Consider the following 24,168-nt stretch of genomic DNA (forward strand, 5'->3'; position numbering starts at 1 on the left):
TATGAAAAAATTAATCATATTCAGTTTATTGGTGGTCTGCTTTGTGCAGGCCACCTTTGCTATTCCTGCTTATCCGAAACCATTGAAGGTGAAGCAGGCTGATGGCTCCTGGATCACCATCCAGATGCATGGTGATGAGCATGGCCATTATGTGATGAGTTCCGACGGCATTCCGCTCGTGTTCAATGCCCAGCTGCGAAACTACGAGTATGCCGATTGGAAGAATGGTGGGGTGCAGGCTAGCGGCATCAAGGCTACAGAGGCTTCTGACAGAAGTGCTCAGGTCAAGAAGTTCATCGAAAGCCAGGACAAGTCTGCCATCTTGGAATCTTTCAAGCGTGCCCGTCAGCAGCAGTTGCAGCAAGTCTTCTCGTCTCGCAGAAATGCTTCTCTAAAAAACGGCATCAATTCTGCGTCCTCGCTCTCAGCGGTTTCATCGCTGGTCTCCCGTTCCAGCAGCAATCCGCAGGAAGAAAAATTAAATAATTTCCCTACCACAGGCGAAGTTCACTCATTGGTCATCTTGGTGCAGTTTGCTGATACGAAGTTTTCTACCGTGGGTAGCGATGCGCATCAGTTCTTCAACAGTATGCTCAATGAACCGGGTTTTACTTATAGCAATGGTGCCAACGGAAGTGCGAGAGATTTCTATGTGAACAGCTCCAATGGCAAATTCCAGCCTCAGTTTGATGTCATCGGCCCTGTAACATTGCCAAAGAAGTATTCTTATTATGGAGCCAACAAGGGTTCTTCTGTAGATAATCCGGTAGCCCTGGAGGAGTTCGTGAGAGAGGCTTGTACTCTTGCCGACCCATTGGTGGATTTCTCTCAGTATGATCACAACCAGGATGGCTTCGTCGACAATATCTACTTCTTCTATGCCGGAAAGGGTGAGGCTGATTCGGGTGATGGCAATGCCATCTGGCCACATTCAGCCTATTATGCTGATATCGCCAAGGAAGCTGGAGCTACCCAGAAGTCGCTGAAGCTGGATGGCATCGAGGTGGGCAATTATACCTGCAGCAACGAAATCAATGGTACCGTCATCAAACCTCAGCCTGCGGGCATCGGTACCTTCGTGCATGAATTCGGTCATGTGCTCGGTCTTGCCGATCATTATGATATATATTATGGCATGGCAACCTTTACCCCTGGTTCCTTCGATACCATGGATCGGGCTTCCTACAACAACAATGGCAATACGCCTGCGGCATTCTCTGCCTACGAGCGTGCCTGCCTGGGATGGCTCGACCTGACCGTGTTGAACAGCGGAGTGGATACCCTCAATGTTCTGCCAGATCTGAACGACAGCAACAAGGCATACGTGGTGCCTGTGGGTGGAACCAACGATGAGGAATACTTCATCATGGAGAATCGCCAGCAGAAGGGATGGGATGAGTTTATCCCTGGCCATGGCATGCTGCTCTGGCATATTGATTTTGATGCCAAGACTTGGGAAAAAAACGAGGTGAACATCACGGGCTCTCATCAGCGCATTGATATTGTTGAAGCTGATAACAAGCGCACCGACAATACCCGTACGGGAGATCCGTACCCTGGAACTTCGAAGGTAACCCAATGCGATTTGACTTCCTGGTCGGGCGGCAAGGTGATGTCGCTGGATGATATCGAGGAGAAAGATGGCATCATCAATCTTATGCTCGGCGGACTGGACCTGAAGCTGAATACGCCGGAAGTGAATATTGCCGAAGTGAAGGATAGCAGCGTTGTGGTAGGATGGGCTGATGTGCCTGTTGCCAAGAGATATGTATTGAATGTCTACTCTGTGGTGGATGGACAGAAAGAAGTTCTTCCGCTCTATAATAATAAGGTATATGCCGAGGCGCAGTCTTCTCTTCCTATCGAGGGCTTGAAGCCTGAAACCACCTACGAGATGACCTTGAAGGCTGATCGCGGCTCTTATTCTTCTGACGTCTACAGCCAGAAGTTCACAACCACCGCAATACCTTTCAGCAAGTATTATGTGACGGATGTGAAGACAACAGCTGTGGATGAAACGGGCTTCACGGCTTCATGGACAGGTATGGATACCGTAGACGATTACGTGGTGACCTTGCATAAGTTGGTTTATGCTTCAGAGGCAACCCAGAAGGGCTATGACTTCGGCAACGAACTGGAGGGCATGCCATCACTTTGGGAAACCAATGGAAACCTGAGCATGACTTCGTATGGCGAGGAAGTGCCTTGTCTCCGTCTGAACAAGATGGATTCCTATCTGAAGATGGCATCTGCCAAGGAACGTATCTCTTCTGTGAAGTTCTTCGCCAAGTCTTCTTCTTCAACCAAGGCAACCTTGGCAGTAGAGGCTTATCAGGATGGAGAATGGAAGCAGATTGCCGCCTTGCAGGGTGGTACCGACATGGCTTCGGGCAATACTTACAGCTATGAATTGCCGGAGTTGGCTGATTCTGTGAGACTGAAAGTCATCCAGCGTACTTCCGGTGCCTTCTATATCGACGATGTTCTTTTGGGATGCAATGCCCTGAAGCACGAGCCTGTGGCAGCTTATCAGAAGGTTTCTACCAATGGTAAGACTGAGTTCGCATTCTCCGGTCTGGAATCAGGATCCGCCTATGCTCTGGTAGTAAACGCCAAGAAGGAGGGTGAGCTTTCTTACGATTCAAAGGAACTCATCGTGGTACCAGCAAGTTCTACGGGCATTGGCTCCATCACTACTGACTACACTGATAAGAGTCAGATGAGATGTTACGATATCAATGGTCGCCTGGTATCTGCCAAGGAGATACGTCACGGCATTTATATCGTGAAGCAGGGAAACAAGGTTTATAAAATCGTAAAATAATATTTTTTAGTATTAACATTTTAAAAGAGAGTAAAAATGAAGAAACAACTACTTTTTGCCGCTATGCTCATGTTGAGCGCAGCACCAGCAGTTTCAGTATCAGCTGCCTAGCCATTTGCCGCAGCTGCAGAAGAGGGTCAGACACTTGCAACACAAGAGCAGTATGATGCACTGCAGAAGTCTATCAGTGACTTGCAGCAGAACATCGACGCCATGTTGAAGGAAATCAACGAGAAGTATGCGGATGCAGAAGATACAAAGGGCTCGTTGGAATTTAATAAGAGCAGTCTTTCTGATATGGCTGCTGAAGTGAAGGATAAGTTTGCTGCAGGGACTCTTACTGCTGCAGAGGTTGAAAGCTATCAGGCTCAAGTAGCAGAGATGGCAGAAGGTCTCAAGGATGCAGTGAAGAATGCAGAGCAGGAGGTTTATTCTTTCCAGGTGAATACTCATTATCAGAATGCTTCTATGCATAAGTCTGAATGTTTGGGAAAGGTTCCTGAGAACGTGCAGAATTATTATGCGCCTTCTTTCGATGACCTGGATGCCGAGATGATGCAGGTTTACATGCCTGTCATGATGGGTGGTCCTATCGAGTCTGCAGAAAAGGCTAAGGAGATGTGTAATCAGTTTGATGCTATCAGTGCAAAGGCTGATACCCTCTTGGCTGCATCAAAGAAAGCCAGCACTTTGCTGGATGACATCACTGCAACGCTCGCTTCATTGGATGCTGAAATAGCAAAGATAAAGAAGGATTTCCCTGAGTATGACCTTTCTGCGGTAAATGAATCTGCAGAGTATTGGAAGAACCTTGCTGCTGAGTTTGCTCAGGCACCAGCCGATCCTACGGCTCCTTATACAGAAAGCAAGATTGATGGTTTTGTAGAGAGCTTTGGTTATTTCAAGGTGAATATCTCCGACTTGTATGCTCAGGCACAGAAGGATGAGTGGATGGCTCAGTTTAACGCAAAGTATTATCCAGCTTCTCAGAAGATGGATGAATACATCTCTACCCTTGACTCAGAGTGTCCAACAGTAAAGGATGAGTACTTAACCAAGCTGGATGACCTCAATGTAGAGATGAGCCAGATGTTCATGAAGCTTTATCAGGAAGACTTGACTCAGGAGCAGTTCAACGCGATGTTGGCTAGAATTGACGCTATCCTGGCTGAGGCTCAGAAGATTGTAGATGAGGCTAAAGAGGCTGAGAAGGTTGCAACCGGCATCAGCGACATCACTGTCAACAAGGCTACTAAGGCAGGCAATGTTTATTCTCTTGATGGCAAGCGTGTAAGCAAGTCAGCCAAGGGTCTTGTCATCATCAATGGCAAGAAGGTGGTTTTGAAGTAATTCAGATTTCTCGTTATCCCTGAAAAATGGGTTTAGAATAAGCTTTAGATAAGCTCCCTCGGCAAAAGTGCTGAGGGGGCTTTTTTATTGCTTATCATGAGTAATAAAGCGTAAATTGAGTTAAAGATTCATAAAAGATGGGGTGCAGGACTCGTAACATTCACATAATCAAATAAAAATGTGTAATTTTGCAGTCCGATTATTTCGGGGATACACTTAGAGTCCCCTGGGTATGGTGTGTTAATAGCACATCCTGTGGCCGGGATTTGCGGTTAGAGAATCACCTATCCGAAACATAAGTGAGTAAGAAAAAGATTAAAAACGTTTTTTAGTAGTAAATTTAAATTTTAAAATGGACACATTAAGTTTCAAGACTATCTCTGTTAATAAGGAGACAGCTAAGAAAGAGTGGGTTGTAATCGACGCAACAGACCAGGTAGTTGGTCGCCTTTGCTCAAAGGTTGCTAAGTTGCTTCGTGGTAAGTACAAGCCAACTTTCACTCCACACGTAGATTGTGGTGACAACGTAATCATTATCAACGCAGCTAAGGCTGTATTCTCTGGCAAGAAGGAGACTGATAAGGTTTACACACGTTACACTGGTTACCCTGGTGGTCAGCGCTTCAATACTCCAGCTGAGTTGCGCAAGCGTCCTGATGGTATGGACAAGATCCTCCGTCACGCAGTTAAGGGTATGTTGCCAAAGGGCCCTCTCGGTCGCTCTTTGATGGACAACCTCTTCATTTACGATGGCACAGAGCACAAGCATGAGGCTCAGCAGCCAAAGGCAATTGATATTAACCAGTATAAATAATTTAAGGTAGAATGGAAGTAATTAATGCAATTGGTCGCCGTAAGAGCGCTGTAGCTCGTGTATACCTCACAGAGGGTACAGGTAAGATCACAATTAACAAGAAAGATATTGAGACATATTTCCCATCAGCAATCCTTCGCTATGTAGTAAAGCAGCCATTGCAGTTGCTCGAGGCTGAGGGTAAGTATGATATTAAGGCAAACCTCGATGGTGGTGGTTTCACAGGTCAGAGCCAGGCTCTCCGCCTCGCTATCGCTCGCGCACTCGTTAAAATCGACGCTAACGATAAGAAGGCTTTGAAGGATGCAGGCTTCATGACACGTGACTCACGTGCTGTTGAGCGTAAGAAGCCAGGTCAGCCAAAGGCTCGTCGTCGCTTCCAGTTCAGCAAGCGTTAATCTTATACATATTTTATATATATACAGATTATATATAGCTGAACTAACAAGTTTAGTATCTAAATCGGTGAGATTCCATTAATCGGGGACTACTCATCGACTGATTCTAGATTAGAATTCAAAAAGAAAGTAAACAACATTTAAACAAGAAAAGACAATGTCAAGAACAAATTTTGACCAGTTACTTCAGGCAGGTTGCCACTTCGGACACCTCCGTCGCAAGTGGAACCCAGCAATGGCTCCTTACATCTTCATGGAGCGTAACGGTATTCATATTATCGACCTCAACAAGACTGTTGCTAAGGTTGACGAGGCTGCTGAGGCCCTCAAGGAAATCGCCAAGACAGGTAAGAAGATCCTGTTTGTCGCTACTAAAAAACAAGCTAAGGATACAGTTGCCGAGAAGGCAGCTTCTATCAATATGCCATACGTAAACGAGCGTTGGGCTGGTGGTATGCTTACCAACTTCCCTACAATCCGTAAGGCAGTTAAGAAAATGACAAACATCGACAAGCTGTTGAACGATGGTACATTCTCTAACCTCTCAAAGCGTGAGTTGCTGCAGATCAGCCGCCAGCGTGCTAAGTTGGAGAAGAACCTTGGTTCTATCGCAGACTTGACTCGTCTCCCAAGCGCACTCTTCGTTGTTGACGTAATGAAGGAGCACATCGCCGTTAAGGAGGCTAACCGTCTTGGTATCCCTGTGTTCGGTATCGTTGATACTAACTCAGATCCAAAGAATATCGACTACGTTATCCCAGCTAACGATGACGCTAAGGACTCAGTAGAGGCTATCCTCGCTGCAGTTTGCGGTGCTATCGCTGAGGGTCTTGAGGAGCGTAAGGCTGAGAAGGCTGACGACAAGGCTGCTGCAGAGCAGAAGGATCAGCCTAAGAAGAAGGCTGCTCGCAAGGACGAGGCTGAGTAATTAGGCAAACAAAAATATACTGGAGCCATTGATTCTGTTTTATGATTCGATGGCTTTAGTACTTTTAAACCAAAGATTATTATTAACTTTTAATATTAGAAAAATATTATGGCTGTTTCAATTGAAGATATCAAGAAACTTCGCGCTATGACTGGTGCTGGTCTTGCTGACGTTAAGAAGGCACTCACAGAGGCTGAAGGTGATTTCGATAAGGCAAAGGAGTTGCTCCGTGAGCGTGGTCTCGCTATCGCTGCTAAACGTTCTGACCGTGAGACTTCTAACGGTTGCGTTCTCGTTAAGAAGGTTAACGATTTCGCTGCTATCATCGCTCTGAAGTGTGAGACTGACTTCGTAGCTAACGGTGCTGACTTCATCAAGTTGACATCTGACATCCTCGACGCTGCTATCGCTGCCAAGGCTCATACCCTCGACGAGGTGAAGGCTTTGAAGGTTGGCGAGTCTGATGCTCAGGCTGCTGTTACACAGCGCTCTGGTATCACTGGCGAGAAGATGGAGCTCGACGGCTACTGCGTTCTTGAGGGTGATAACATCGAGGTTTACGACCACATGAACAAGCACACTTTGTGTACTATGGTTCAGCTCAACGAGAACAACGAGGAGGCTGGTCACAAGGTAGCTATGCAGGTAGCTGCTATGCGCCCTGTAGCTCTCGACGAGTCTTCTGTTTCTGAGGAGACAAAGAAGACAGAGCTCGAGGTTGCTGTTGCCAAGACTAAGGAGGAGCTCGTAGAGAAGGCAGTTAACGCTGCTTTGAAGAAGGCTGGCATCAACCCAGCTCACGTTGACTCTGAGGATCACATCGAGAGCAACACCAAGAAGGGTTGGTTGACTCCTGAGCAGGCTGAGGAGGCTCGCAACATCAAGAAGACTGTAGGTGAGGAGAAGGCTGCTTCTTTGAACCCAACTATGATCCAGAACATCGCTAATGGTCGTCTGGCTAAGTTCTTCAAGGAGAACTGCCTCGTTGACCAGGAGTTCCAGTTCGGTGATGGCGACAAGCAGACTGTTGCTCAGTATCTCGCTTCTCAGAGCAAGGATCTCAAGATCGTTGCTTACCAGCGCTTTACTCTTGCTGCTGAGTAATCATTACTCAAAAGCAAGCATTAATTTGACTTATAGTTAAATTAGAATATCCGGGAGTTATGGAGTTAAAGCTTAGCTTTGCTTCTAACTCCCATTTCTTTTTTATATATATTTTTGGGGTTATGAAGATATTTGCTATCGGTATGAACTATACCGAACACAATAAATCGCTGCATGGAACGTTATCTAAACCAGAGCGTCCTGTTATTTTTACCAAGGCCGATTCGGCGTTGCTCAACAACGGCAAGCCTTTCTTCATCCCGGATCATCTGGGAAGAATAGAGTATGAGACCGAACTGGTGGTGCGCATCTGCAAGTTGGGCAAGACCATTCCACAACGCTTTGCCCATCGCTACTATGACGCAGTGACCGTGGGCATCGACTTTACGGCACGCGAGATGCAGAAGAAACTGAGAGAAGCTGGACAGCCATGGGAACTTGCCAAGGGATTTGACGGATCTGCCGCCATCGGCGAATGGGTAGATATCCAGAAGTTCCGCGACATCCAGGCCATCCATTTCCATCTCAACATCAATGGTGAGAATGTGCAGGAAGGCTGTTCGAGCGATATGCTCTACAAGGTGGATGAGATTATCTCGTACATCAGTCAGTACTTCACGCTGAAGACGGGAGACCTGCTCTATACGGGTTGTCCCACAGGCTGTGGCCCTGTGAAGATTGACGACCACCTGGAGGGCTATCTGGAAGATAGAAAGGTGCTCGACTTTCATTGTAAATAATCGAATTGAAGTCCCTTTATGGGATGGATCTAAAATCCTTGCTTAGGAATATATGAACAGAAATAAGATTTTGAAAATCTTCGGACTATGGTTGTGCCTCATGGCGATGGCAATGCCTGCTTCGGCACAGAAATTCTTTAACCTCACCTCGCAAGAAGTGAAGGTAGATTCGGTGTTGCCTCAATTTGTGTATTCCTTCCCCCTGCAAGGAGCTTATCAAGACTCTATTTATACGGTAGAGGTGAAATATCCGGAGTATGTGGATATGCCGGCTACCGATATTGTAAACTATAACCGCCTCTCGGGAGCTGCGCTCCCTGAGCAGGTGGCTATCAACCAGCAAGTTACTGAATGCCGTAAAGAGGGTTTGCTGGTTGTTGCTTTCTCTCCTTTGGTATTCCGAAACAATCGTTATCAGGTTTTGGCGAGCTTCATGCTGGACGTGAAAGCCCGCCCCTTGAAGCGTGCCCAACTCAAGGCTCGCCTGCAGAGTCGTGCAGGTAATGCTGCTAATTCCATCTATGCAGCACACTCGGTGTTGGCAAGCGGGAAATGGGCTAAGATTAGAGTGAGTGAAACAGGTGTGCATCAGCTGACTACGGATGTGGTGCGTAGAGCTGGCTTTACCGATATCAATAAGGTGAAAATCTATGGCTATGGCGGTAATCTGCAAAATGAGGCCCTTTATGCGAACGATATCAAGGAGACCGATGACTTGAAGGAAGTAGAACAGTGTGTGGTGGATGGAAAGCATTATTTCTATGCACGTGGGCCTGTGAGCTGGAAAAACGACCTTCGTGTTAGAAATCCATATTCTGATTATGGCTATTATTTCATTACCCAGACTGATGAAGCTCCTACCTTGATAGATTCGGCTGCCTTTGTGCAGGCCAACTATCCAAAGAGTGAACATTATCACTCGCTTTATGAGGTGGATGGCTACAGCTGGTTCCCGGGAGGAAGGAATCTCTTCAACCCAACTGCCGTGAAAGTGGGAGAAAGCCAGAATGTGGTGATTACCAATAAAACGGGAAATCCGGGTGGAAAGGTGACAGTGGCAGTAAGCTCAGGTATCAACAGTACGGTTTCAATTCTCAGGAATGGAACCGCTTTGGAGACGCTGACCCTGAAACTCCCTATCAACAGTTCGGGAGGTTCTTATTCCAAGGGTGTGGTGAAAAGTGCTGTTTATATCTTTTCCGATATAAAGGAGAAAGATACGATTTCCATCAAGCCGCTGACGGGAGGTCCTGTGCGCTTGGATTATGTTTCCGTTAGTTGGAAAGCCGAAATGCCATTTATAGGATTTGGAAAGCAGGTGCCTGCTGCCCAGTATGTTTATGGCATCACCAACCAGGATCATCATGCAGATCCTTCGGCTGATATGGTCATCATCATTCCTACATCTCAGAAACTGTTGAAGCAGGCTCAGAGACTGAAGGAATTCCACGAAAGCCATGATAGTCTCCGTGTGAACATTGTTCCTGCTGATGAACTGTATAATGAATTCTCCAGTGGAACCCCAGATGCCAATGCCTATCGCCGCTATCTGCGTATGTTGACCGATAAGGCAACCAAGGCAGAAGATATGCCGAAATATCTCTTGCTTTTCGGAGATTGCGTGTGGGATAATAGAATGCTTACATCCGATTGCCGCAAACTGAATCCTGACGACTATCTGCTCTGTCATGAGAGTGAAGACTCATTCAGTGAGGTATACTGTTATGTAAGCGATAGTTGGCTGGGTATCATCGGCGAAGGAAAAGGCGGAGATCCTAAAACGGAGTTGCAGGATATTGCCGTGGGAAGATTCCCTGTGACTACAGCCGAAGAAGCCAAGATTATGGTTGATAAGACCATCAACTATATGAAGAACGAAAATGCAGGTGCCTGGCAGAACACCCTGATGTTCATGGGTGACGACGGTAACGACAACCTCCACATGAAGGATGCGAATGAAGTGGCTGATGATGTGGCTACGCTTTATCCTGACTATCTGGTAAAGAAGGTGATGTGGGACGCTTATACCCGAGAGACCTCTTCTACGGGTAATACCTATCCGGAGGTGACTAGAATCATCAAGCAGCAGCAAAACGCGGGTGCCCTGATTATGGATTATGCCGGACACGGAAGTCAGACGCAGATATCGCATGAAGCAGTGCTCTCGATAACGGATTTTGAAAACTTCCGTAATGCTAACTTGCCTTTGTGGGTAACGGCTTCCTGCGACATTATGCCATTCGATGGCGTGGTTTCTACGGTTGGCGAGACCGCCTTGCTGAATGCAAATGGAGGAGCTGTGGCTTTCTATGGTACCACACGTACCGTGTTTGCCCAGGAGAACAAATATATTAACCGTGCATTCATGCGCCGTGTGTTGAGCACGGTGAATGGCAAGCCTATCACTATTGGCGAAGCCCACCGGTTGGCACAGAATGATGTGATGACCGGAGCAGCGAAAGAAGGTGAGAGTGATCGCACGCAAAACCATCTGCAATATTCTTTGCTGGGTGATCCTGCCTTGTCGTTGAATTTCCCTACCATGAAGGTGGTGCTCGATTCTATCAATGGCATTGCTTGCGAACGTACTGATACGATGCCGAAATTGAAGGCTGGATCGATAGCCAGGATTGCCGGACATATTGAAGGAAAGACTGACTATCAGGGCGTGGTTACTGCTACGGTGAGAGATTCCAGAGAACTCATTACCTGTAAGCTGAATGACACCAAAGAAGCAGAGGAAGCCTTCCAGTTCTATGATCGCCAGAAAACGCTCTATCAGGGCTCTGACAGCGTATCAAACGGAAAGTTCTCTTTCAGCTTTGCCGTTCCAAAGGATATCAACTATTCGGATGCTACGGGATTGCTGAACCTTTATTCCATCAGCAATGATAAGACGATGAGAGCTCATGGAACCAGTGAAAAGTTTACGGTGGGGGGTAGCGTAGAATCAAGAAACGATTCCATCGGTCCATCTATCTACTGTTATCTTAACTCGCCATCATTTGTGGATGGAGGCGATGTGAATACCACTCCATTCTTTGTGGCTAAGCTTTCGGATAGGGATGGCATCAATGCTGCAGGAAGTGGTATCGGTCACGATTTGCAGTTGGTGATTGATGGTGATATGACCAAGACTTACAATCTTAATGATCATTTCACCTACGATTTCGGTACCTATACCAGTGGTTCTACCTATTATAGTATTCCTGAGTTGGCACCAGGCAAGCATCAGCTTACCTTCAGAGCTTGGGACATCCAGAACAACAGTTCTGCCACAACGCTCAACTTCAATGTGGTGTCAGGCTTGCGTCCGTCGCTCTTCGATATTGGTGTGACAGAGAATCCGGCAAAGACCTCTACCACCTTCATCGTATCGCATGATAGAAGGGAGAGCAACATGGATGTGGTTATCGAACTCTTTGATACATCAGGCAGACAGCTCTGGCGTCATGCTGAGAGTGGAATCCCTACATCTGATACCTATACAATGAGATGGAACCTGTCGGTAGATGGCGGACGACCATTGGGTACGGGTGTTTATCTGTATCGGGTGAAGGTGGCTTCTGAAGGAAGCAGTTACACTTCGAAGACAAGAAAACTGATAGTTGTGAGATAAGCTTTCCAGATGAGGTAAGTGCTTGAATAATAAGAAAGAATAATGAAACAATAAATAATATAAGAAATGATGAATAGAAGAACAATCAAGATATTCGCCATAAGCTTGCTCTCTGTGTTCGCATTGAATGCAAGTGCGAAAGATGACGATACGAAAGAGTCTCTTTTCAATCCGGTGAACTATGCGGTGATTTCGCAGACCATAGCTCCTGATGCCCGTGGTGGCGGTTTGGGAGATGTGGGTGCGGCTACCGATCCGGATGTGAATTCGCAGTACTGGAACCCAGCCAAGTATCCGTTTACGATTTCAAGGGCAGGAGTGGCTTTGAACTTTACCCCATGGCTGCGCTCCTTGGTCAACGATATGAACCTGGCTTATCTGTCGGGTTACTATCGCATCGGAGACTATAGTGCCGTGTCAGCCTCTCTCCGCTATTTCAACATGGGTGAGGTATATACCAGTGATCCTACTGTGAACTCCAATGCCGAGACCGTCAACCCATACGAGATGTCGCTGGATGTGGCTTACTCTATGATGCTGAGCGAGAAGTTCTCTCTGGCTGCAGCTATCCGCTGGATTTATTCCGACTTGCGTTTCGACTATAAGGAGGAGAACTCTCCAGCTTCAGCCTTTGCTGCCGATATTGCTGCTTATTATCAGAACTATATCAATATCGGACCACGTGAGTGCCAGTTGGGTGTGGGTTTGAATATCTCTAACATCGGTAGTAAGATTACTTTCAGCGGTAAAGAGTATGGTGAGTTCCTGCCAACCAACATGCGTCTGGGTGCATCCCTGATGATTCCTATTGACGAGTACAACCGTTTCACGATCTCTGCCGATGCCAATAAGTATCTGGTTCCTACCGTTCCTGCTCAGAAAGAGGGAGAGGATAACTTGGAATATGATGAGCGTGTGCACCGTGAGTATAATGATATTTCGGGTATCAGCGGTATCTTCAAGAGTTTCAGCGATGCTCCTGGCGGTTTCAAGGAGGAGCTGGAGGAAATCAACTATGGTTTAGGTGCTGAATATATCTATAACGATAAGTTTGCGCTTCGTGCCGGTTATCACCATGAGAGCCAGAGCAAGGGTAACCGTAAGTACTTCACCGTGGGTGCCGGTTTCAAGATGAACGTCTTCTCGCTGGATGCTGCCTATGTGGTGGCTACTGCCAAGAGTAACCCATTGGACCAGACCTTGCGCTTCACTCTTTCATTCGATATGGATGGTTTGAAGGACCTTTTTAAGAGATAGTTCTTTAAGTTGATAGTTAATAGTTTATAGTTGATAATTTATAGATTTTGGAGAAATATAATATGGATATACGTGTAGGATTTGGATATGATGTCCACAAACTGGTGGAGAACCGCGATTTGTGGCTCGGAGGAATCAAGATAGACTATGAGTTGGGATTGCTGGGTCATAGCGATGCTGATGTATTGATACATGCCATTTGCGATGCACTTTTGGGTGCTGCCAATATGCGCGACATCGGTTATCACTTCCCTGATACGGCAGCAGAGACGCTGAATGTGGATTCCAAGATATTGCTCAAGAAGACTATGGACCTGATTGCTACCAAGGGATATTCCTTGGGCAATATCGATGCCACAGTCTGCGCCGAACGCCCAAAACTCAATCCTCATGTGCCAGCCATGAAGGCTTGTCTGGCAGAAGTGATGGGAGTGGATGAGGATCAGATTTCCATTAAGGCAACAACCACCGAAAAGCTCGGCTTTACGGGAAGAATGGAAGGAATCTCTGCTTATGCTACCGTGTTGATACAAAGGGCATAATTACACTCAAAAGGTGTTAAGAACTATTGATTTATAGCAATTCCTTTGATGCAAATCAAAAAATATTCAAAAAGGAAGCATTTTTTTGATGAAACATTTGGTAAATAGAAAAAATCATCGTATCTTTGCACCGTCAAAAGGTTAATAGATTGTTTAGGTTAGTAGTAATAGATTTAGGTTTTTAGTTATTAGGTTTTAAGGTAGATTGTTTAACAGATAATTGAGAAGGTCGTGAGACTATTTTGATTAGATTTTTTTAAGTTAAACATAAGTGCATGCCACAGCTCGTTGAGAGTTGTGGCATGTTTCTTTTTGCTTGAGGCTTATCTCAATCTTGGTTCATCACCTTTTTGCTTGAGGCTTATCTCAATCTTTGTTCATAACCTTTGAATGTATATTCAAAGCTTTTGAACGTATGTTCAAAGGCTTTGAACTTAAGTTCAAAAGCTTTGAACATAACTTTCTTCTAAGGAACATAACTTTTTCTATTAGTGATAAAAGGTTTTATTACTAGTCTTATTGACTGTCATCCCACTTTTTGAGGCGAATCTTGAAAGAAAAGCCTTCATTTCTTTTGTTAGCACATTTTTTTTCGTTATCTTTGCAACTGAAAGCTATAAATAAAAGCTATTATAAGAAGATGAGAGTACTTATAGTAAATACAAGTGAGAAGACAGGCGGTGCGGCTGTAGCTGCCAATCGCCTGATGGATGCCCTTAACAACAATGGTGTTAAGGCTAAGATGCTGGTGCGTGATAAGGAGACTGATGACATAACCGTTGTCAGTTTGCCCCGTTCCTCCAAGTTGCGCTGGAACTTCCTGTGGGAGCGTTGGTGCGTATTCTGGCATCTTCATTTCTCGAAGCATCATCTTTGGGAAGTAGATATGGCAACGGCAGGATCGGATATTACCAAGCTTCGTGAGTTTCAGGAAGCAGATGTCATCCATCTTTCTTGGATCAACCAGGGTATGCTCTCATTGAAAAGCATCCGGAAGATCTTGAAGAGTGGAAAACCGGTGGTGTGGACTATGCACGACCTTTGGGCTGCTACGGGCATCTGTCATTATGCCCGTGGATGCAACCGCTATGCCTCATCCTGTGGAAGTTGCCCGCTCTTGCCTCATAAGGGAAGCAAGAACGACGTTTCTGCCAAGATATTCGGGCGCAAGAAGGAACTGTATCATGGTGCCAACATTCATTTCGTAAGTTGCAGCAGATGGCTGGAGCAACAGGCCAAGAAGAGTGCGCTCTTCGTAGGTCAGCGCATTACTAATATTCCGAATCCGATTGATACACATGTGTTCTGTCCGCAAGACAAGGCTGAAGCACGCTTGCGTGCCGGATTGCCTGCCGACAAGCGTATCATTCTCTTTGTTTCTCAGCGTGTAACGGATGAGCGAAAGGGAATGAAGTATTTCGTAGAGGCGATAGACAGGTTGGTGAAGAAATATCCGGATATGGTGAAGCATACGGCTATTGCCATCTTGGGAGGGCATTCCGAGGAGATAGAATTGTCTTTGCCTTCTTATTCCCTGGGCTATGTGAGCGATGTGAAGCAAATTGTGAATATCTATAATTCCGTTGATGTCTTTGTTCTGCCTTCTCTGGAGGATAATTTGCCAAACACCATCATGGAGTCTATGGCATGTGGTGTGCCTAGTGTGGGCTTTAAGGTGGGTGGTATCCCTGAGATGATAGACCATCAGAAGACCGGCTATGTGGCCAACTATCGGGATTCTGATGATTTGGCAGAGGGCATTCATTGGGTATTGGAAGAAGCCGATATGAAGAACTTGCAGCAGGCTTGCCTGCATAAGGTGACCCAATGCTACTCGCAGCATTCAGTGGCACTTAGATATATAGAGGTGTATAATCAGGCATTGGCCTACAAAAACTATCATCTATGATAAAATTCACCGTAGTTACCTGTACGTTTAATGCCGAAAGTGTATTGCAGCGTACATTGGATAGCGTCAATAAGCAGACTTATTGCAATGTGGAGCATCTGATTATCGATGGCGTGTCTAAGGATAAGACGCTGGCAATGGTCAAGGCATATCAGCATAAGGCGCAAGTGGGGGAGAATGCCCATGAGATTGTTGTCTATTCAGAACCCGACAAAGGTCTCTATGATGCCATGAATAAGGGCATTGATAGAGCCACGGGTGACTATCTCGTGTTTCTGAATGCGGGCGACGTGTTTCCTTCGGAAGACACCTTGGAGTATGTAGAAGGCTGCGTAGGCGAAGGAGAAATCTTGCCTGGTGTGCTTTATGGTGATACCGATATTGTGAATGATGAGGGGTGCTTCCTACGCCATCGTCGTCTCACTCCTCCCAAGAAGTTGACCTGGCGTTCGTTTAAATGGGGAATGCTGGTGTGCCATCAGTCGTTCTATGCCCGTACCGATATTGCCCGAGAGGTGCATTATGATTTACACTATCGGCTTTCGGCTGATGTGGATTGGTGTATCCGCATCATGAAAGAGGCAGAACGTCGCCATCTGCCTTTACGCAATGTCAATGCCGTCATCACCAACTATCTGGATGGGGGGATGTCGATACAGAATCATAAGGCTTCGCTCAAGGAACGCTTCGTGGTGATGAGGAATAATTATGGCATTATCACCACCTTGGTGGTTCATGCCTGGTTCGTGGTGCGAGGTATATTCAAAAAATAGGTGGATAAATTTACTATGGGGGTTATTTTTGCTGTTTAAATATGGGTGGTGAACAATTATTACCCTCTAAAAAACAGATTTTACCCCTATATTGCGATTTTTTCTCCTATCTTTGCACTTGAAAAGATAACTCTTGCATTGGGCTTGTACTTGATGGCAGGAATAATTGATTCGTATAAAACAGTATTACTCAAATAAAAAATAACTTTCATATTCATGTTTTAGACAATTGTAAATAACTTTAGTTTTTAAATTTAATAGGAATAGGCTTTTCAGGTGAGAGTAACATCTGGTAAGCGATATTTGATAAATTAAGGAAGCGTCAGTCGGGAGACTGGCGCTTTTTTATTGTTTTAGGATTACTTAAGTAATAATTTCTGTGAAAAGCATGATGGTTTCTATATTTTATTGTATCTTTGCAACATGAATCCAATAGCACAAACTATCATATTATCGGCTTCTGCGGTGAGAATGATCCCACACATAGCCATGTATCTGCTTCACAAGAAGGAGATAGACCTTGATTTGCTCAAGGTGCAGGACCAAAAGCCAACGATACTGAACTTCATCAAGGCTTGCACTCGTGAAAGAAGTTTCCGTAATCTCTTCTATTATCGCCTGGGAGAGTATCGTTCGGTATTCATCAGTTGGCTGTTGCCGCCAGAACGAACCATGACTATCTGGTGCCCGCATATTGGAAAAGGAGCACATTTTGAACATAGTTATGCCACCTATCTCAATGCCGACTCCATAGGTGATGATTTCTATTGCCTGCAGATGGTGACGTTGGGAAATGGTAAGGGCGGCAGGCCTACCATAGGAAATGATGTGAAAATCTATACGGGAGCAACTGTCTTTGGTGCTGTCCGCATTGGTAATCATGTAACGATAGGGGCTGGAGCCGTAGTCTTCCAGAATGTGCCTGATGGAGCAACTGTAGTGGGGAATCCTGCAAGAATCATTCAGAAATAATTCATTTTAAAGATATAAGATATGAACTATGCACTTATCATAGCCGGAGGTTCTGGCAATCGTATGGGACAAGATATCCCAAAACAGTTTATGCATGTTGATAATTGTCCTATCATCATTCATACGATGATGGCTTTCCAGAAGCATCCCGATATTCAGGGAATTGCTGTGGTGTGTCTGGCGGGCTGGGAAACCGTGTTGCAATCCTATGCCAATCAGTTTTGCATCACTAAACTGAAATGGATATTCCCTGGTGGCAGCAATGGTCAGGAATCTATCCATAATGGTATCTGCGGCTTGAAGAAAATGGGCTGTGGTGACGATGACCTGGTTTTGGTGCATGATGCCGTGCGCCCACTCTTGTCGCAAGACATCATCTCATCCAATATCGCCATCTGCCAAAAGTACGGTTATGCCATTACGGGTATCAAATGTAGAGAGGCTATCCTGGAGAGTGAGGATGGTTTCACGACTAATACAAGTATTCCTCGTGATAAGTTAATCCGTACCCAGACACCTCAGACTTTCCGGTTGGGAAACCTCATCGCAGCCCATGAGGAAGCCAAGGAGAAAGGCATCACCAATTCGGTGGCATCCTGTACCTTGATGGCGGAACTGGGAGGCAGACAGATGCATATTGTGCCTGGCTCAGAAAAGAACATCAAGATTACTACTGTGGAGGATCTGGAAATTCTGAAAGCTTTGATGAAGGTTCAGCCGGAGTCTTGGCTCAAATAACGTTGGAGTATGGTTCTCTTTTATATGAGAATATGGATTAAAGTTGGAAATGTTAGGCAACTGTTAGATTTATGTTAGATTTTTCATCTTATCAGAAAGATATAACCCGTCTTTTCCAGGATGGATTAGACTTGGAGCGTTTGCGTGACAAGACCATTCTTGTGGTGGGTGCCACGGGATTGGTAGGAGGTTGCATTGTGGATGTGCTGATGCAGAATCCAGCCAGATGCTACAAAGTGATTGCTGCTGGTCGTAATAAGGAACGTGCCCAGCAGAAGTTTGCGGCTTATTGGGAAGATGAGTCTTTCTTTTTTGCAAAGATAGATGTCACCCAGCCTGTCATCAAGAGCATGAATGGAATGATGGTGGAATCTGTGTATGATGAGTTGGCTGAGGGAGCGGATTACATTATAGATGCGGCAAGCAATGCGAGTCCTAATTTCTTCAGTCGGGAACCTGTAGAGGTGATGAAAGCCAATATCAATGGTGTGTCCCATCTCATAGAATATGGATTGAGACATCGCATGAAGCGCATGGTTTACGTTTCTTCCGGCGAGATCTATGGCGAAGGCGATGGTTCTGAGTTTACCGAGAAGAGCAGCGGATATGTGGATTGTGCCTCTGTGCGTGCCTGCTATCCATCGTCTAAGCGAGCTGCAGAGACGCTTTGCATGGCATACGGAGCAGAGTATGATGCCGATGTGGTGATAGCCAGATTGAGTCATACTTATGGTCCAGGCTTTACCGAGAGCGATAATAGGGTATATGCCCAGTTTATCCGCAATGTCCTGAAGGGTGAGGATATCGTTCTGAAGAGTAAGGGAGAGGCTTTCCGGTCATGGCTCTATGTGGTGGATGCTGCCCATGCCATCCTGCGCCTCTTGCTGGATGGTGAAAGGGGCAATGCCTATAATGTGGCGCATTCTGAATCAAATATCTCCATCCGCCAATTGGCAGAGCTGATAGCCAGGAAAGCGAATAGGAAGGTGGTGTTTGATATTCCTGAGGAGGATGCGCAGCAGGGCAATACCACGCCTATCACCAAGGCAACCTTTAATACGGATAAGCTCAAGGCTTTGGGCTGGAGACCGCTTTTTGATGTGGAAGAAGGTTTTGGACATACCTTGCAGGATGTGGGAAAGAGCACATCTGAATAAAATGAGGGTGTATCATAAAGTCAGTCCTTTACAGCTTTTAGGCACGGATTACACGGATTACACGGATTACATGGATTTTTAAGAGAGATGATAATCGCTTTACTTATATTAGCACTATAAATCCGTGTAATCCGTGTAATCCGTGCCTTATCTATATCCTAAGAAGCTTATGACACACCCTCTCTTGTGTTATAGCTTTCTTTTAATCTCGTCCCACGTTTCTCTCTTTTCCATGTTAAGATAGTAGCGCAGGTGCTTTTCCACTCTTTGTTCTACGGGTGGGAACTTCATATAGTCGCCAAAGAAGTGGCGCAGATAGGTATCTGCCTGTTCCGGCAGCAAGACGGTGGTATCTTCGAATGGAAATTTCTTTCCCTTGCCAAGCCATTCCTTCGGGAAAATCTCCTTGTAATGGTAGGAACCCGTATTCACCAGTACGTTCTTCGCCTTGTCGAAGTCATATCGATGACTCATCTCGTCCATCTGCTGGATAAGATGGTGGCGCATCTTGCTGCGGCAGAAGAAGGCAAGCGTCTTGATGGCAAACCGGCCCCAGGTTTCCTTGTGCAGGAGCAGGGAAATGTAATCGATGAAGGTGTTGTGAGTGGTTACGGCGTTCAGACGGTTGATGGTCTTTGAGTATTTGCGATACAGAGCCTTCGCCGTTTCCAGGTCATCGTCGGTGGCATCAAGAGGGAAGATATCTACGTAAAGACCGATGATGCAGGGACGCTCCTTCTCCTCAATAAGAGTGGTTTCGCGATTCACGAGTTTGGAGAAATACAGAGGGTACGATTCGTTGTTGTAGGGAGTCACTACCTCGTATTTGCCAAAGTCTTCGTGTTTGGCGATTTCGAGCAGACGGTCGTAGTCGGGGCGTGGCATCAGCACGTCGATGTCATCGTCCCAGGGAATCATTCCGTGGTGACGGGCGGCTCCGATGGCGGTGCCGGCACAACAGTAATATCTGAGGTGATACTTGTTGCAGATGTCGATGAATGCCTTCAATATATCGAGTATTGTGGCGTTCCATTCCTTCTTGATGTTCTTAATATCCATATTTTTTCTGTTTTACGACTGCAAAAGTAAGCAAAAAGTTTTGAACTTCAAACTATTTATGCTACTTTTGCACTTTAAAAAGTAAAATCAAGTAATATTCCATATTTATCAGATAGAAACGATGGCAGAATCATTAAAGGAAAAAACCGCCAAGGGATTGTTTTGGGGAGCTATGAACAGTGGCTCCACCCAGGTTCTCAATATCCTCTTTGGCATCTTCTTGGCGCGCTTGTTGTCGCCAGCCGATTATGGTATTATCGGCATCCTCACCATTTTCACCCTGATTGCGGGCAATCTGCAGAGTAGCGGTTTTACCCAGGCATTGGTGAATATCAGGAAACCCACCGACAACGATTATAATTCGGTGTTCTGGTTTAATGTCCTGGTGAGTCTTACCATGTATGTGGTGCTCTTTTTCTGTGCGCCGCTGATAGCTGATTTCTTCCATCAGCCTTGTCTCACCTCCTTGTCGCGCTTCGTGTTTCTGAGTTTCTTCATCTCTTCGTTTGGTATCGCCCAAAACGGGTATATGATGAAGAACATGATGAACAAGGAGATAACCATTGTTAATTTCATGGCTTTGATTAGTTCGAATGTCGTGGGATTGGTGCTGGCATTCAACGGGATGGCTTACTGGAGTCTTGCCTGGCAGCAGGTTATCTTCATCCTCGTGTTGAATATCGGAAGATATTATTATACGGGATGGCGCCCGAACTTTCATATCGATTTCGGACCCGTGAGGAAAATGTTTGGATTCAGCGTGAAACTTCTGGTAACCAATATCATCAATACGGTGAGCAACAATGTCTTGACCTTTGTGTTTGGCCGATTTTATCCGATTAATGATGTGGGTAACTATAGCCAGGCTTATAACTGGGATACCAAGGCTAATTCGTTTGTTGCCAATACGGTGGGACAGATAGCGCAACCCGTCTTGGCTTCTATCCAGGACGATAAGAACCGCGAATTGATGGTGTTTAGAAAGATGCTCCGTTTCACGGCGTTCCTTTCTTTCCCATTGATGTTTGGCTTGACCCTGGTATCACGTGAATTCATCTTGATTACGATTCATGAGAAATGGATAGCCAGCGTGCCGCTGTTGCAGATTCTTTGTGTGAGCGGTGCCTTTATGCCGATTTATACGCTCTATCAGAACCTGGCTATCAGCAAGGGGCGTTCTGATGTGTATATGTGGTGCAACATCGGTCAGGTAGTGGGTTTGCTCGCCTTGGTATTGTTTTGTCATCAATATGGCATCCAGACCATGGTGATAGCCTACACTTTGTTTATTATAGCCTGGCTCTTGGTCTGGCAGTGGATGCTGAAGCGTGTTGCCGGATTGCGGTTCCTGGATGTGGCAAAGGATATACTGCCATTCATGCTCTGTGCGGCAGCCACGATGGTAGTTACCTATTTCATGACCCGCAGCCTGCAGAACATCTATCTCTTGCTGCTGGTTCGTCTGCTGGTTTCAGCCACCATCTACTTCTGTATCATGAAACTGCTGAAGGTGCAGATATTAGAAGAGTGTATAGCCTTCTGTAAGCGAGGTAAATAAGATTCACCTTCTTGACAGGTACGCCTTTTTTGATGAGCTTGATGATAAGGCGGATGAGGCAGCTCTTAGGCTTGTAGGCGAGTGCCTGATCCACCTTTTCGAAGGCTACCTGTGCGTTTGCCGCCCAGCGGTAGGCATTGACGATGCCTATCTCTGTGGCCCTGAGATACTGATGCTCCTTATCATTCTGCTCGAAAAAATCGATGAGTCGGCGGGTTGACTTGAAGTATGACAGGAGATTCTTTTCGGAGATATTGTGATTATAGGAATTCTCATTGTCGGTGCGATAGTAATATACCGCATCTTCGATGTTCACCTTTTTGCCATAAAACATGAACTGGGCATTCCAGAAAAGATCTTCTGCATAGTTGATGCCCTCTTCAAAGAATATCCTGTGCTCCATGATGAGCGAACGCTTATAGATTCTGCCCCACAGACGATTGGTGATGATGTTCTGGCAAATGAGCAGTTTGAGTAGTTTCTCATCAGAAACGTCAAAAGGTTTTTGGAGTCTTCCTGCTTTTCCTTCGCACCATTCCCGGTAGCCGCCATCAATCAGGTCGGCATGGGTGCTTTCGGCTTTTGTGGTCAGTTTCTCTACAGCATCTTTCGGCAGCATGTCATCGCTATCGGCAAATAAAAGGTAATCGCCTGTAGCCGCCATCAATGCCGTCTGTCTTGCGGCACCCACGCCCCGGTTTCTGTCGTGGTGGATGATGCGTACCTGTTGTGCTCTTTCTGGATATTCTTTGAGAAGCGATTGTAGGATACCGATACTTTTATCGGGGGTACAGTCATCTACAAAGATGTATTCGATAGATGCATACGACTGCTCGAACAGTGAACGGGCGCACTGTTCGATATATTTTTCTACCCCATAGATAGGGGTTAAGATACTTACTTTCAGCATGATGGTTTTAATCTAAGATACTTTTTTATCTTGTTAGATACTCGAATATCAGCGTGCTGTTATAGAAGAACAGGAAGATGGTGATGACTGCGAGTCCTCCACGAAGATAAGGCAGATATTTCTCCTTACAGCTTCTGATGATGTATCCGATACAGATTGGAATGATGAACGCCCAATGGGCAGCCATGATATAAACCTCGTTCAGTCCGAATCCCATTACCAGATGAATGAAGGCATCGCATGCCACCCATGAGGCTGTGAGCCAGAGAAAGGCTGATTTTCTTCCCATCCAAAAGCCTATGCACAGCAAAACGACGATGATACCCTCTATGATATAAGGAATAGGAGTCTGGTATTTCACGAAAATCGGGCGATGGCTGTGGATATCTTCCAACAGATGCTCTCTATGAAGGATAAGCGATTCGCCAAAAACGTTTTCTACCAATGATTCAGAACGGGAGATAGACATATCAGCCCATGAAAGCATGCCTCGTTTCTGGATTTTCTTGCCAGCGATAGCCTTATCGTGCTTTTGTTTCTGTTCCATTTTTGCCCTAAAGGTGCTGTCTTTTGCTGCTTTCTTAGCAACGAGTCGTTCTCCTTCCAGGCGATTAGGAATAATGAATGCCTTGTTCTGATAAATGCCTGCAGCACCTATCAGCAGGGTAGGCAAGATGATTCCCAATGCCAGATATTTCAGACGGAAGAGTCTTTTTCCATTGGTAAAGAGGGCAGCAAGGAAAGTCTTGGCGCCATTGCTCAGCGTGATGCCTGCTGTGAAGAAAAAGAGCAGGGCACTTTGCCACCAAGGCATGCTTCTGTGTTCCAGCTGCTGCTTGCCTGCTATATAAAGTGTCATCGACAGGAAGAAAAGCGACATGCCGAAATGGTCATCCACAAAGGTGACGAGCAGCACGTAGGCAAAGGAGAAGAGCATTGCCGTAAGCACATTGCTGTCTATTGCCTTCAACTGCATCACTTCTCTGAAAATTCTTCGGAAGAAGAGTGTGGAGTAGGTGGAGAAGAAAGTCATCATCACCGCTACGATGGTAGTCGCCCAGTTTCTTGAGGTGAGTTCTATCAGCCAACCGTTCAGTACCGAGAAAGGATAGAGGAAGAATGGGAGCATGGGATGGCGATACTCCGTGTAATACACCTTCCACTTCGAGAGGGTAAGATAGGTGTATGGGTCGAAACCTGAAATCTGAAAGTTCTTGGTAAAGAGCGTCCAGAATCCAGCCTTCGGTTTGCCGAAATCTTCAAAATGATAGGTTATCATCAGCACATTGAAGGCGATGATAATGATGAGTGCAATCAAGGCAAAGAGCCTTTCTTCTTTTTTAATCTTAAATATATTGTTCATTTTCTGATTATTTTCTCTTGTTCTATTTCTCCTTTTGTCGGATAGATGCATCCGGCATTATCGGCTTAACGCTGCAAAAGTAATTGTTTTTTCTGAATCTTCAAAATGATAAGCTTTATTTTGTGGCTTTTTTAGATAAAAACGGAGTTTTAT

The 24,168-nt window shown here is 45.7% G+C and carries 19 protein-coding genes; 16 read left to right on the forward strand and 3 right to left on the reverse strand.

From position 1 onward, the window contains the following. Position 1 precedes the first annotated feature (1 nt). The 15 genes from KUA49_RS02645 to KUA49_RS02715 all read left to right on the forward strand — a co-directional run bounded on the left by KUA49_RS02645 (position 2) and on the right by KUA49_RS02715 (position 19,125). The gene (locus KUA49_RS02645; RefSeq protein ID WP_218411927.1) at positions 2-2,824 is read left to right on the forward strand and encodes a M6 family metalloprotease domain-containing protein; all 2,823 of its coding nucleotides are present in this window, start codon (positions 2-4) and stop codon (positions 2,822-2,824) included. 213 nt (positions 2,825-3,037) lie between these two features. After that, positions 3,038-4,174: a hypothetical protein gene (locus KUA49_RS02650; RefSeq protein ID WP_318331665.1), complete on the forward strand. Its 1,137-nt coding sequence runs from the start codon at positions 3,038-3,040 to the stop codon at positions 4,172-4,174. A gap of 352 nt (positions 4,175-4,526) precedes the next feature. Then, positions 4,527-4,988, forward strand: a complete 462-nt coding sequence (gene rplM / locus KUA49_RS02655; RefSeq protein ID WP_089544422.1) for a 50S ribosomal protein L13 — start codon at positions 4,527-4,529, stop codon at positions 4,986-4,988. Positions 4,989-4,999: 11 nt separating this feature from the next. Further along, a complete protein-coding gene (gene rpsI, locus KUA49_RS02660; protein WP_006848006.1) occupies positions 5,000-5,386 on the forward strand; it encodes a 30S ribosomal protein S9 in 387 nt (128 codons plus the stop codon). A gap of 157 nt (positions 5,387-5,543) precedes the next feature. Further along, on the forward strand, positions 5,544-6,314 hold the full coding sequence (rpsB, locus tag KUA49_RS02665) for a 30S ribosomal protein S2 (protein WP_203041173.1): 771 nt from the start codon (positions 5,544-5,546) through the stop codon (positions 6,312-6,314). A 108-nt stretch (positions 6,315-6,422) separates the two neighbouring features. Next, positions 6,423-7,418, forward strand: coding sequence for a translation elongation factor Ts (gene tsf, locus KUA49_RS02670; protein WP_203051216.1), 996 nt, complete (start codon positions 6,423-6,425; stop codon positions 7,416-7,418). A 122-nt stretch (positions 7,419-7,540) separates the two neighbouring features. Further along, positions 7,541-8,158 carry a fumarylacetoacetate hydrolase family protein gene (locus tag KUA49_RS02675; RefSeq protein WP_203051217.1) on the forward strand — a complete coding sequence of 206 codons (618 nt, stop codon included), beginning with the start codon at positions 7,541-7,543 and terminating at the stop codon, positions 8,156-8,158. Between the two features lie 52 nt (positions 8,159-8,210). Continuing rightward, on the forward strand, positions 8,211-11,777 hold the full coding sequence (gene porU / locus KUA49_RS02680; RefSeq protein WP_218411925.1) for a type IX secretion system sortase PorU: 3,567 nt from the start codon (positions 8,211-8,213) through the stop codon (positions 11,775-11,777). Positions 11,778-11,846: 69 nt separating this feature from the next. Further along, the gene (porV, locus tag KUA49_RS02685) at positions 11,847-13,034 is read left to right on the forward strand and encodes a type IX secretion system outer membrane channel protein PorV (protein ID WP_218411938.1); all 1,188 of its coding nucleotides are present in this window, start codon (positions 11,847-11,849) and stop codon (positions 13,032-13,034) included. Between the two features lie 62 nt (positions 13,035-13,096). Next, on the forward strand, positions 13,097-13,576 hold the full coding sequence (ispF, locus tag KUA49_RS02690) for a 2-C-methyl-D-erythritol 2,4-cyclodiphosphate synthase (RefSeq protein ID WP_203041168.1): 480 nt from the start codon (positions 13,097-13,099) through the stop codon (positions 13,574-13,576). A gap of 640 nt (positions 13,577-14,216) precedes the next feature. Continuing rightward, on the forward strand, positions 14,217-15,485 hold the full coding sequence (locus tag KUA49_RS02695; protein ID WP_218411924.1) for a glycosyltransferase family 4 protein: 1,269 nt from the start codon (positions 14,217-14,219) through the stop codon (positions 15,483-15,485). Further along, positions 15,482-16,258 (forward strand): glycosyltransferase family 2 protein, encoded by a 777-nt coding sequence (locus KUA49_RS02700; RefSeq protein ID WP_218411923.1) that lies wholly within the window; start codon positions 15,482-15,484, stop codon positions 16,256-16,258. Before KUA49_RS02695 ends, KUA49_RS02700 begins: the two co-directional genes overlap by 4 nt. A 423-nt stretch (positions 16,259-16,681) precedes the next feature. Then, the gene (locus KUA49_RS02705; protein WP_218411922.1) at positions 16,682-17,230 is read left to right on the forward strand and encodes a serine acetyltransferase; all 549 of its coding nucleotides are present in this window, start codon (positions 16,682-16,684) and stop codon (positions 17,228-17,230) included. A 21-nt stretch (positions 17,231-17,251) separates the two neighbouring features. Further along, on the forward strand, positions 17,252-17,968 hold the full coding sequence (locus tag KUA49_RS02710; RefSeq protein WP_218411921.1) for an IspD/TarI family cytidylyltransferase: 717 nt from the start codon (positions 17,252-17,254) through the stop codon (positions 17,966-17,968). Positions 17,969-18,039: 71 nt separating this feature from the next. After that, entirely contained in the window at positions 18,040-19,125 is a 1,086-nt protein-coding gene (locus tag KUA49_RS02715) for an NAD-dependent epimerase/dehydratase family protein (protein WP_218411920.1), read from the forward strand. Positions 19,126-19,314: 189 nt separating this feature from the next. On the opposite strand, the gene KUA49_RS02720 is transcribed toward KUA49_RS02715, so the two are convergent. Further along, the gene (locus KUA49_RS02720) at positions 19,315-20,184 is read right to left on the reverse strand and encodes a LicD family protein (protein WP_218411919.1); all 870 of its coding nucleotides are present in this window, start codon (positions 20,182-20,184) and stop codon (positions 19,315-19,317) included. A gap of 121 nt (positions 20,185-20,305) precedes the next feature. On the opposite strand from KUA49_RS02720, the gene KUA49_RS02725 reads away from it, so the two are divergent. Continuing rightward, positions 20,306-21,742 (forward strand): lipopolysaccharide biosynthesis protein, encoded by a 1,437-nt coding sequence (locus KUA49_RS02725; protein ID WP_218411918.1) that lies wholly within the window; start codon positions 20,306-20,308, stop codon positions 21,740-21,742. Here the strand turns inward: KUA49_RS02725 and KUA49_RS02730 are convergent. Further along, the gene (locus tag KUA49_RS02730; protein WP_218411917.1) at positions 21,678-22,652 is read right to left on the reverse strand and encodes a glycosyltransferase family 2 protein; all 975 of its coding nucleotides are present in this window, start codon (positions 22,650-22,652) and stop codon (positions 21,678-21,680) included. The genes KUA49_RS02725 and KUA49_RS02730 overlap by 65 nt on opposite strands. 25 nt (positions 22,653-22,677) lie before the next feature. Then, positions 22,678-24,015 (reverse strand): DUF6080 domain-containing protein, encoded by a 1,338-nt coding sequence (locus KUA49_RS02735; protein WP_218411916.1) that lies wholly within the window; start codon positions 24,013-24,015, stop codon positions 22,678-22,680. Between the last annotated feature and the right edge of the window lie 153 nt (positions 24,016-24,168).

Origin of the sequence: Segatella copri, from assembly GCF_019249655.2 — a bacterium.
Lineage (GTDB): Bacteria > Bacteroidota > Bacteroidia > Bacteroidales > Bacteroidaceae > Prevotella.

Excerpts from the sequence above, each read along its gene's own strand:
- KUA49_RS02645 (WP_218411927.1), top strand. The coding sequence starts at position 2 with ATGAAAAAATTAATCATATTCAGTTTATTGGTGGTCTGCTTTGTGCAG.
- KUA49_RS02650 (WP_318331665.1), top strand. The coding sequence starts at position 3,038 with ATGTTGAAGGAAATCAACGAGAAGTATGCGGATGCAGAAGATACAAAG.
- rplM (WP_089544422.1), top strand. The coding sequence starts at position 4,527 with ATGGACACATTAAGTTTCAAGACTATCTCTGTTAATAAGGAGACAGCT.
- rpsI (WP_006848006.1), top strand. The coding sequence starts at position 5,000 with ATGGAAGTAATTAATGCAATTGGTCGCCGTAAGAGCGCTGTAGCTCGT.
- rpsB (WP_203041173.1), top strand. The coding sequence starts at position 5,544 with ATGTCAAGAACAAATTTTGACCAGTTACTTCAGGCAGGTTGCCACTTC.
- tsf (WP_203051216.1), top strand. The coding sequence starts at position 6,423 with ATGGCTGTTTCAATTGAAGATATCAAGAAACTTCGCGCTATGACTGGT.
- KUA49_RS02675 (WP_203051217.1), top strand. The coding sequence starts at position 7,541 with ATGAAGATATTTGCTATCGGTATGAACTATACCGAACACAATAAATCG.
- porU (WP_218411925.1), top strand. The coding sequence starts at position 8,211 with ATGAACAGAAATAAGATTTTGAAAATCTTCGGACTATGGTTGTGCCTC.
- porV (WP_218411938.1), top strand. The coding sequence starts at position 11,847 with ATGAATAGAAGAACAATCAAGATATTCGCCATAAGCTTGCTCTCTGTG.
- ispF (WP_203041168.1), top strand. The coding sequence starts at position 13,097 with ATGGATATACGTGTAGGATTTGGATATGATGTCCACAAACTGGTGGAG.
- KUA49_RS02695 (WP_218411924.1), top strand. The coding sequence starts at position 14,217 with ATGAGAGTACTTATAGTAAATACAAGTGAGAAGACAGGCGGTGCGGCT.
- KUA49_RS02700 (WP_218411923.1), top strand. The coding sequence starts at position 15,482 with ATGATAAAATTCACCGTAGTTACCTGTACGTTTAATGCCGAAAGTGTA.
- KUA49_RS02705 (WP_218411922.1), top strand. The coding sequence starts at position 16,682 with ATGAATCCAATAGCACAAACTATCATATTATCGGCTTCTGCGGTGAGA.
- KUA49_RS02710 (WP_218411921.1), top strand. The coding sequence starts at position 17,252 with ATGAACTATGCACTTATCATAGCCGGAGGTTCTGGCAATCGTATGGGA.
- KUA49_RS02715 (WP_218411920.1), top strand. The coding sequence starts at position 18,040 with ATGTTAGATTTTTCATCTTATCAGAAAGATATAACCCGTCTTTTCCAG.
- KUA49_RS02720 (WP_218411919.1), bottom strand. The coding sequence starts at position 20,184 with ATGGATATTAAGAACATCAAGAAGGAATGGAACGCCACAATACTCGAT.
- KUA49_RS02725 (WP_218411918.1), top strand. The coding sequence starts at position 20,306 with ATGGCAGAATCATTAAAGGAAAAAACCGCCAAGGGATTGTTTTGGGGA.
- KUA49_RS02730 (WP_218411917.1), bottom strand. The coding sequence starts at position 22,652 with ATGCTGAAAGTAAGTATCTTAACCCCTATCTATGGGGTAGAAAAATAT.
- KUA49_RS02735 (WP_218411916.1), bottom strand. The coding sequence starts at position 24,015 with ATGAACAATATATTTAAGATTAAAAAAGAAGAAAGGCTCTTTGCCTTG.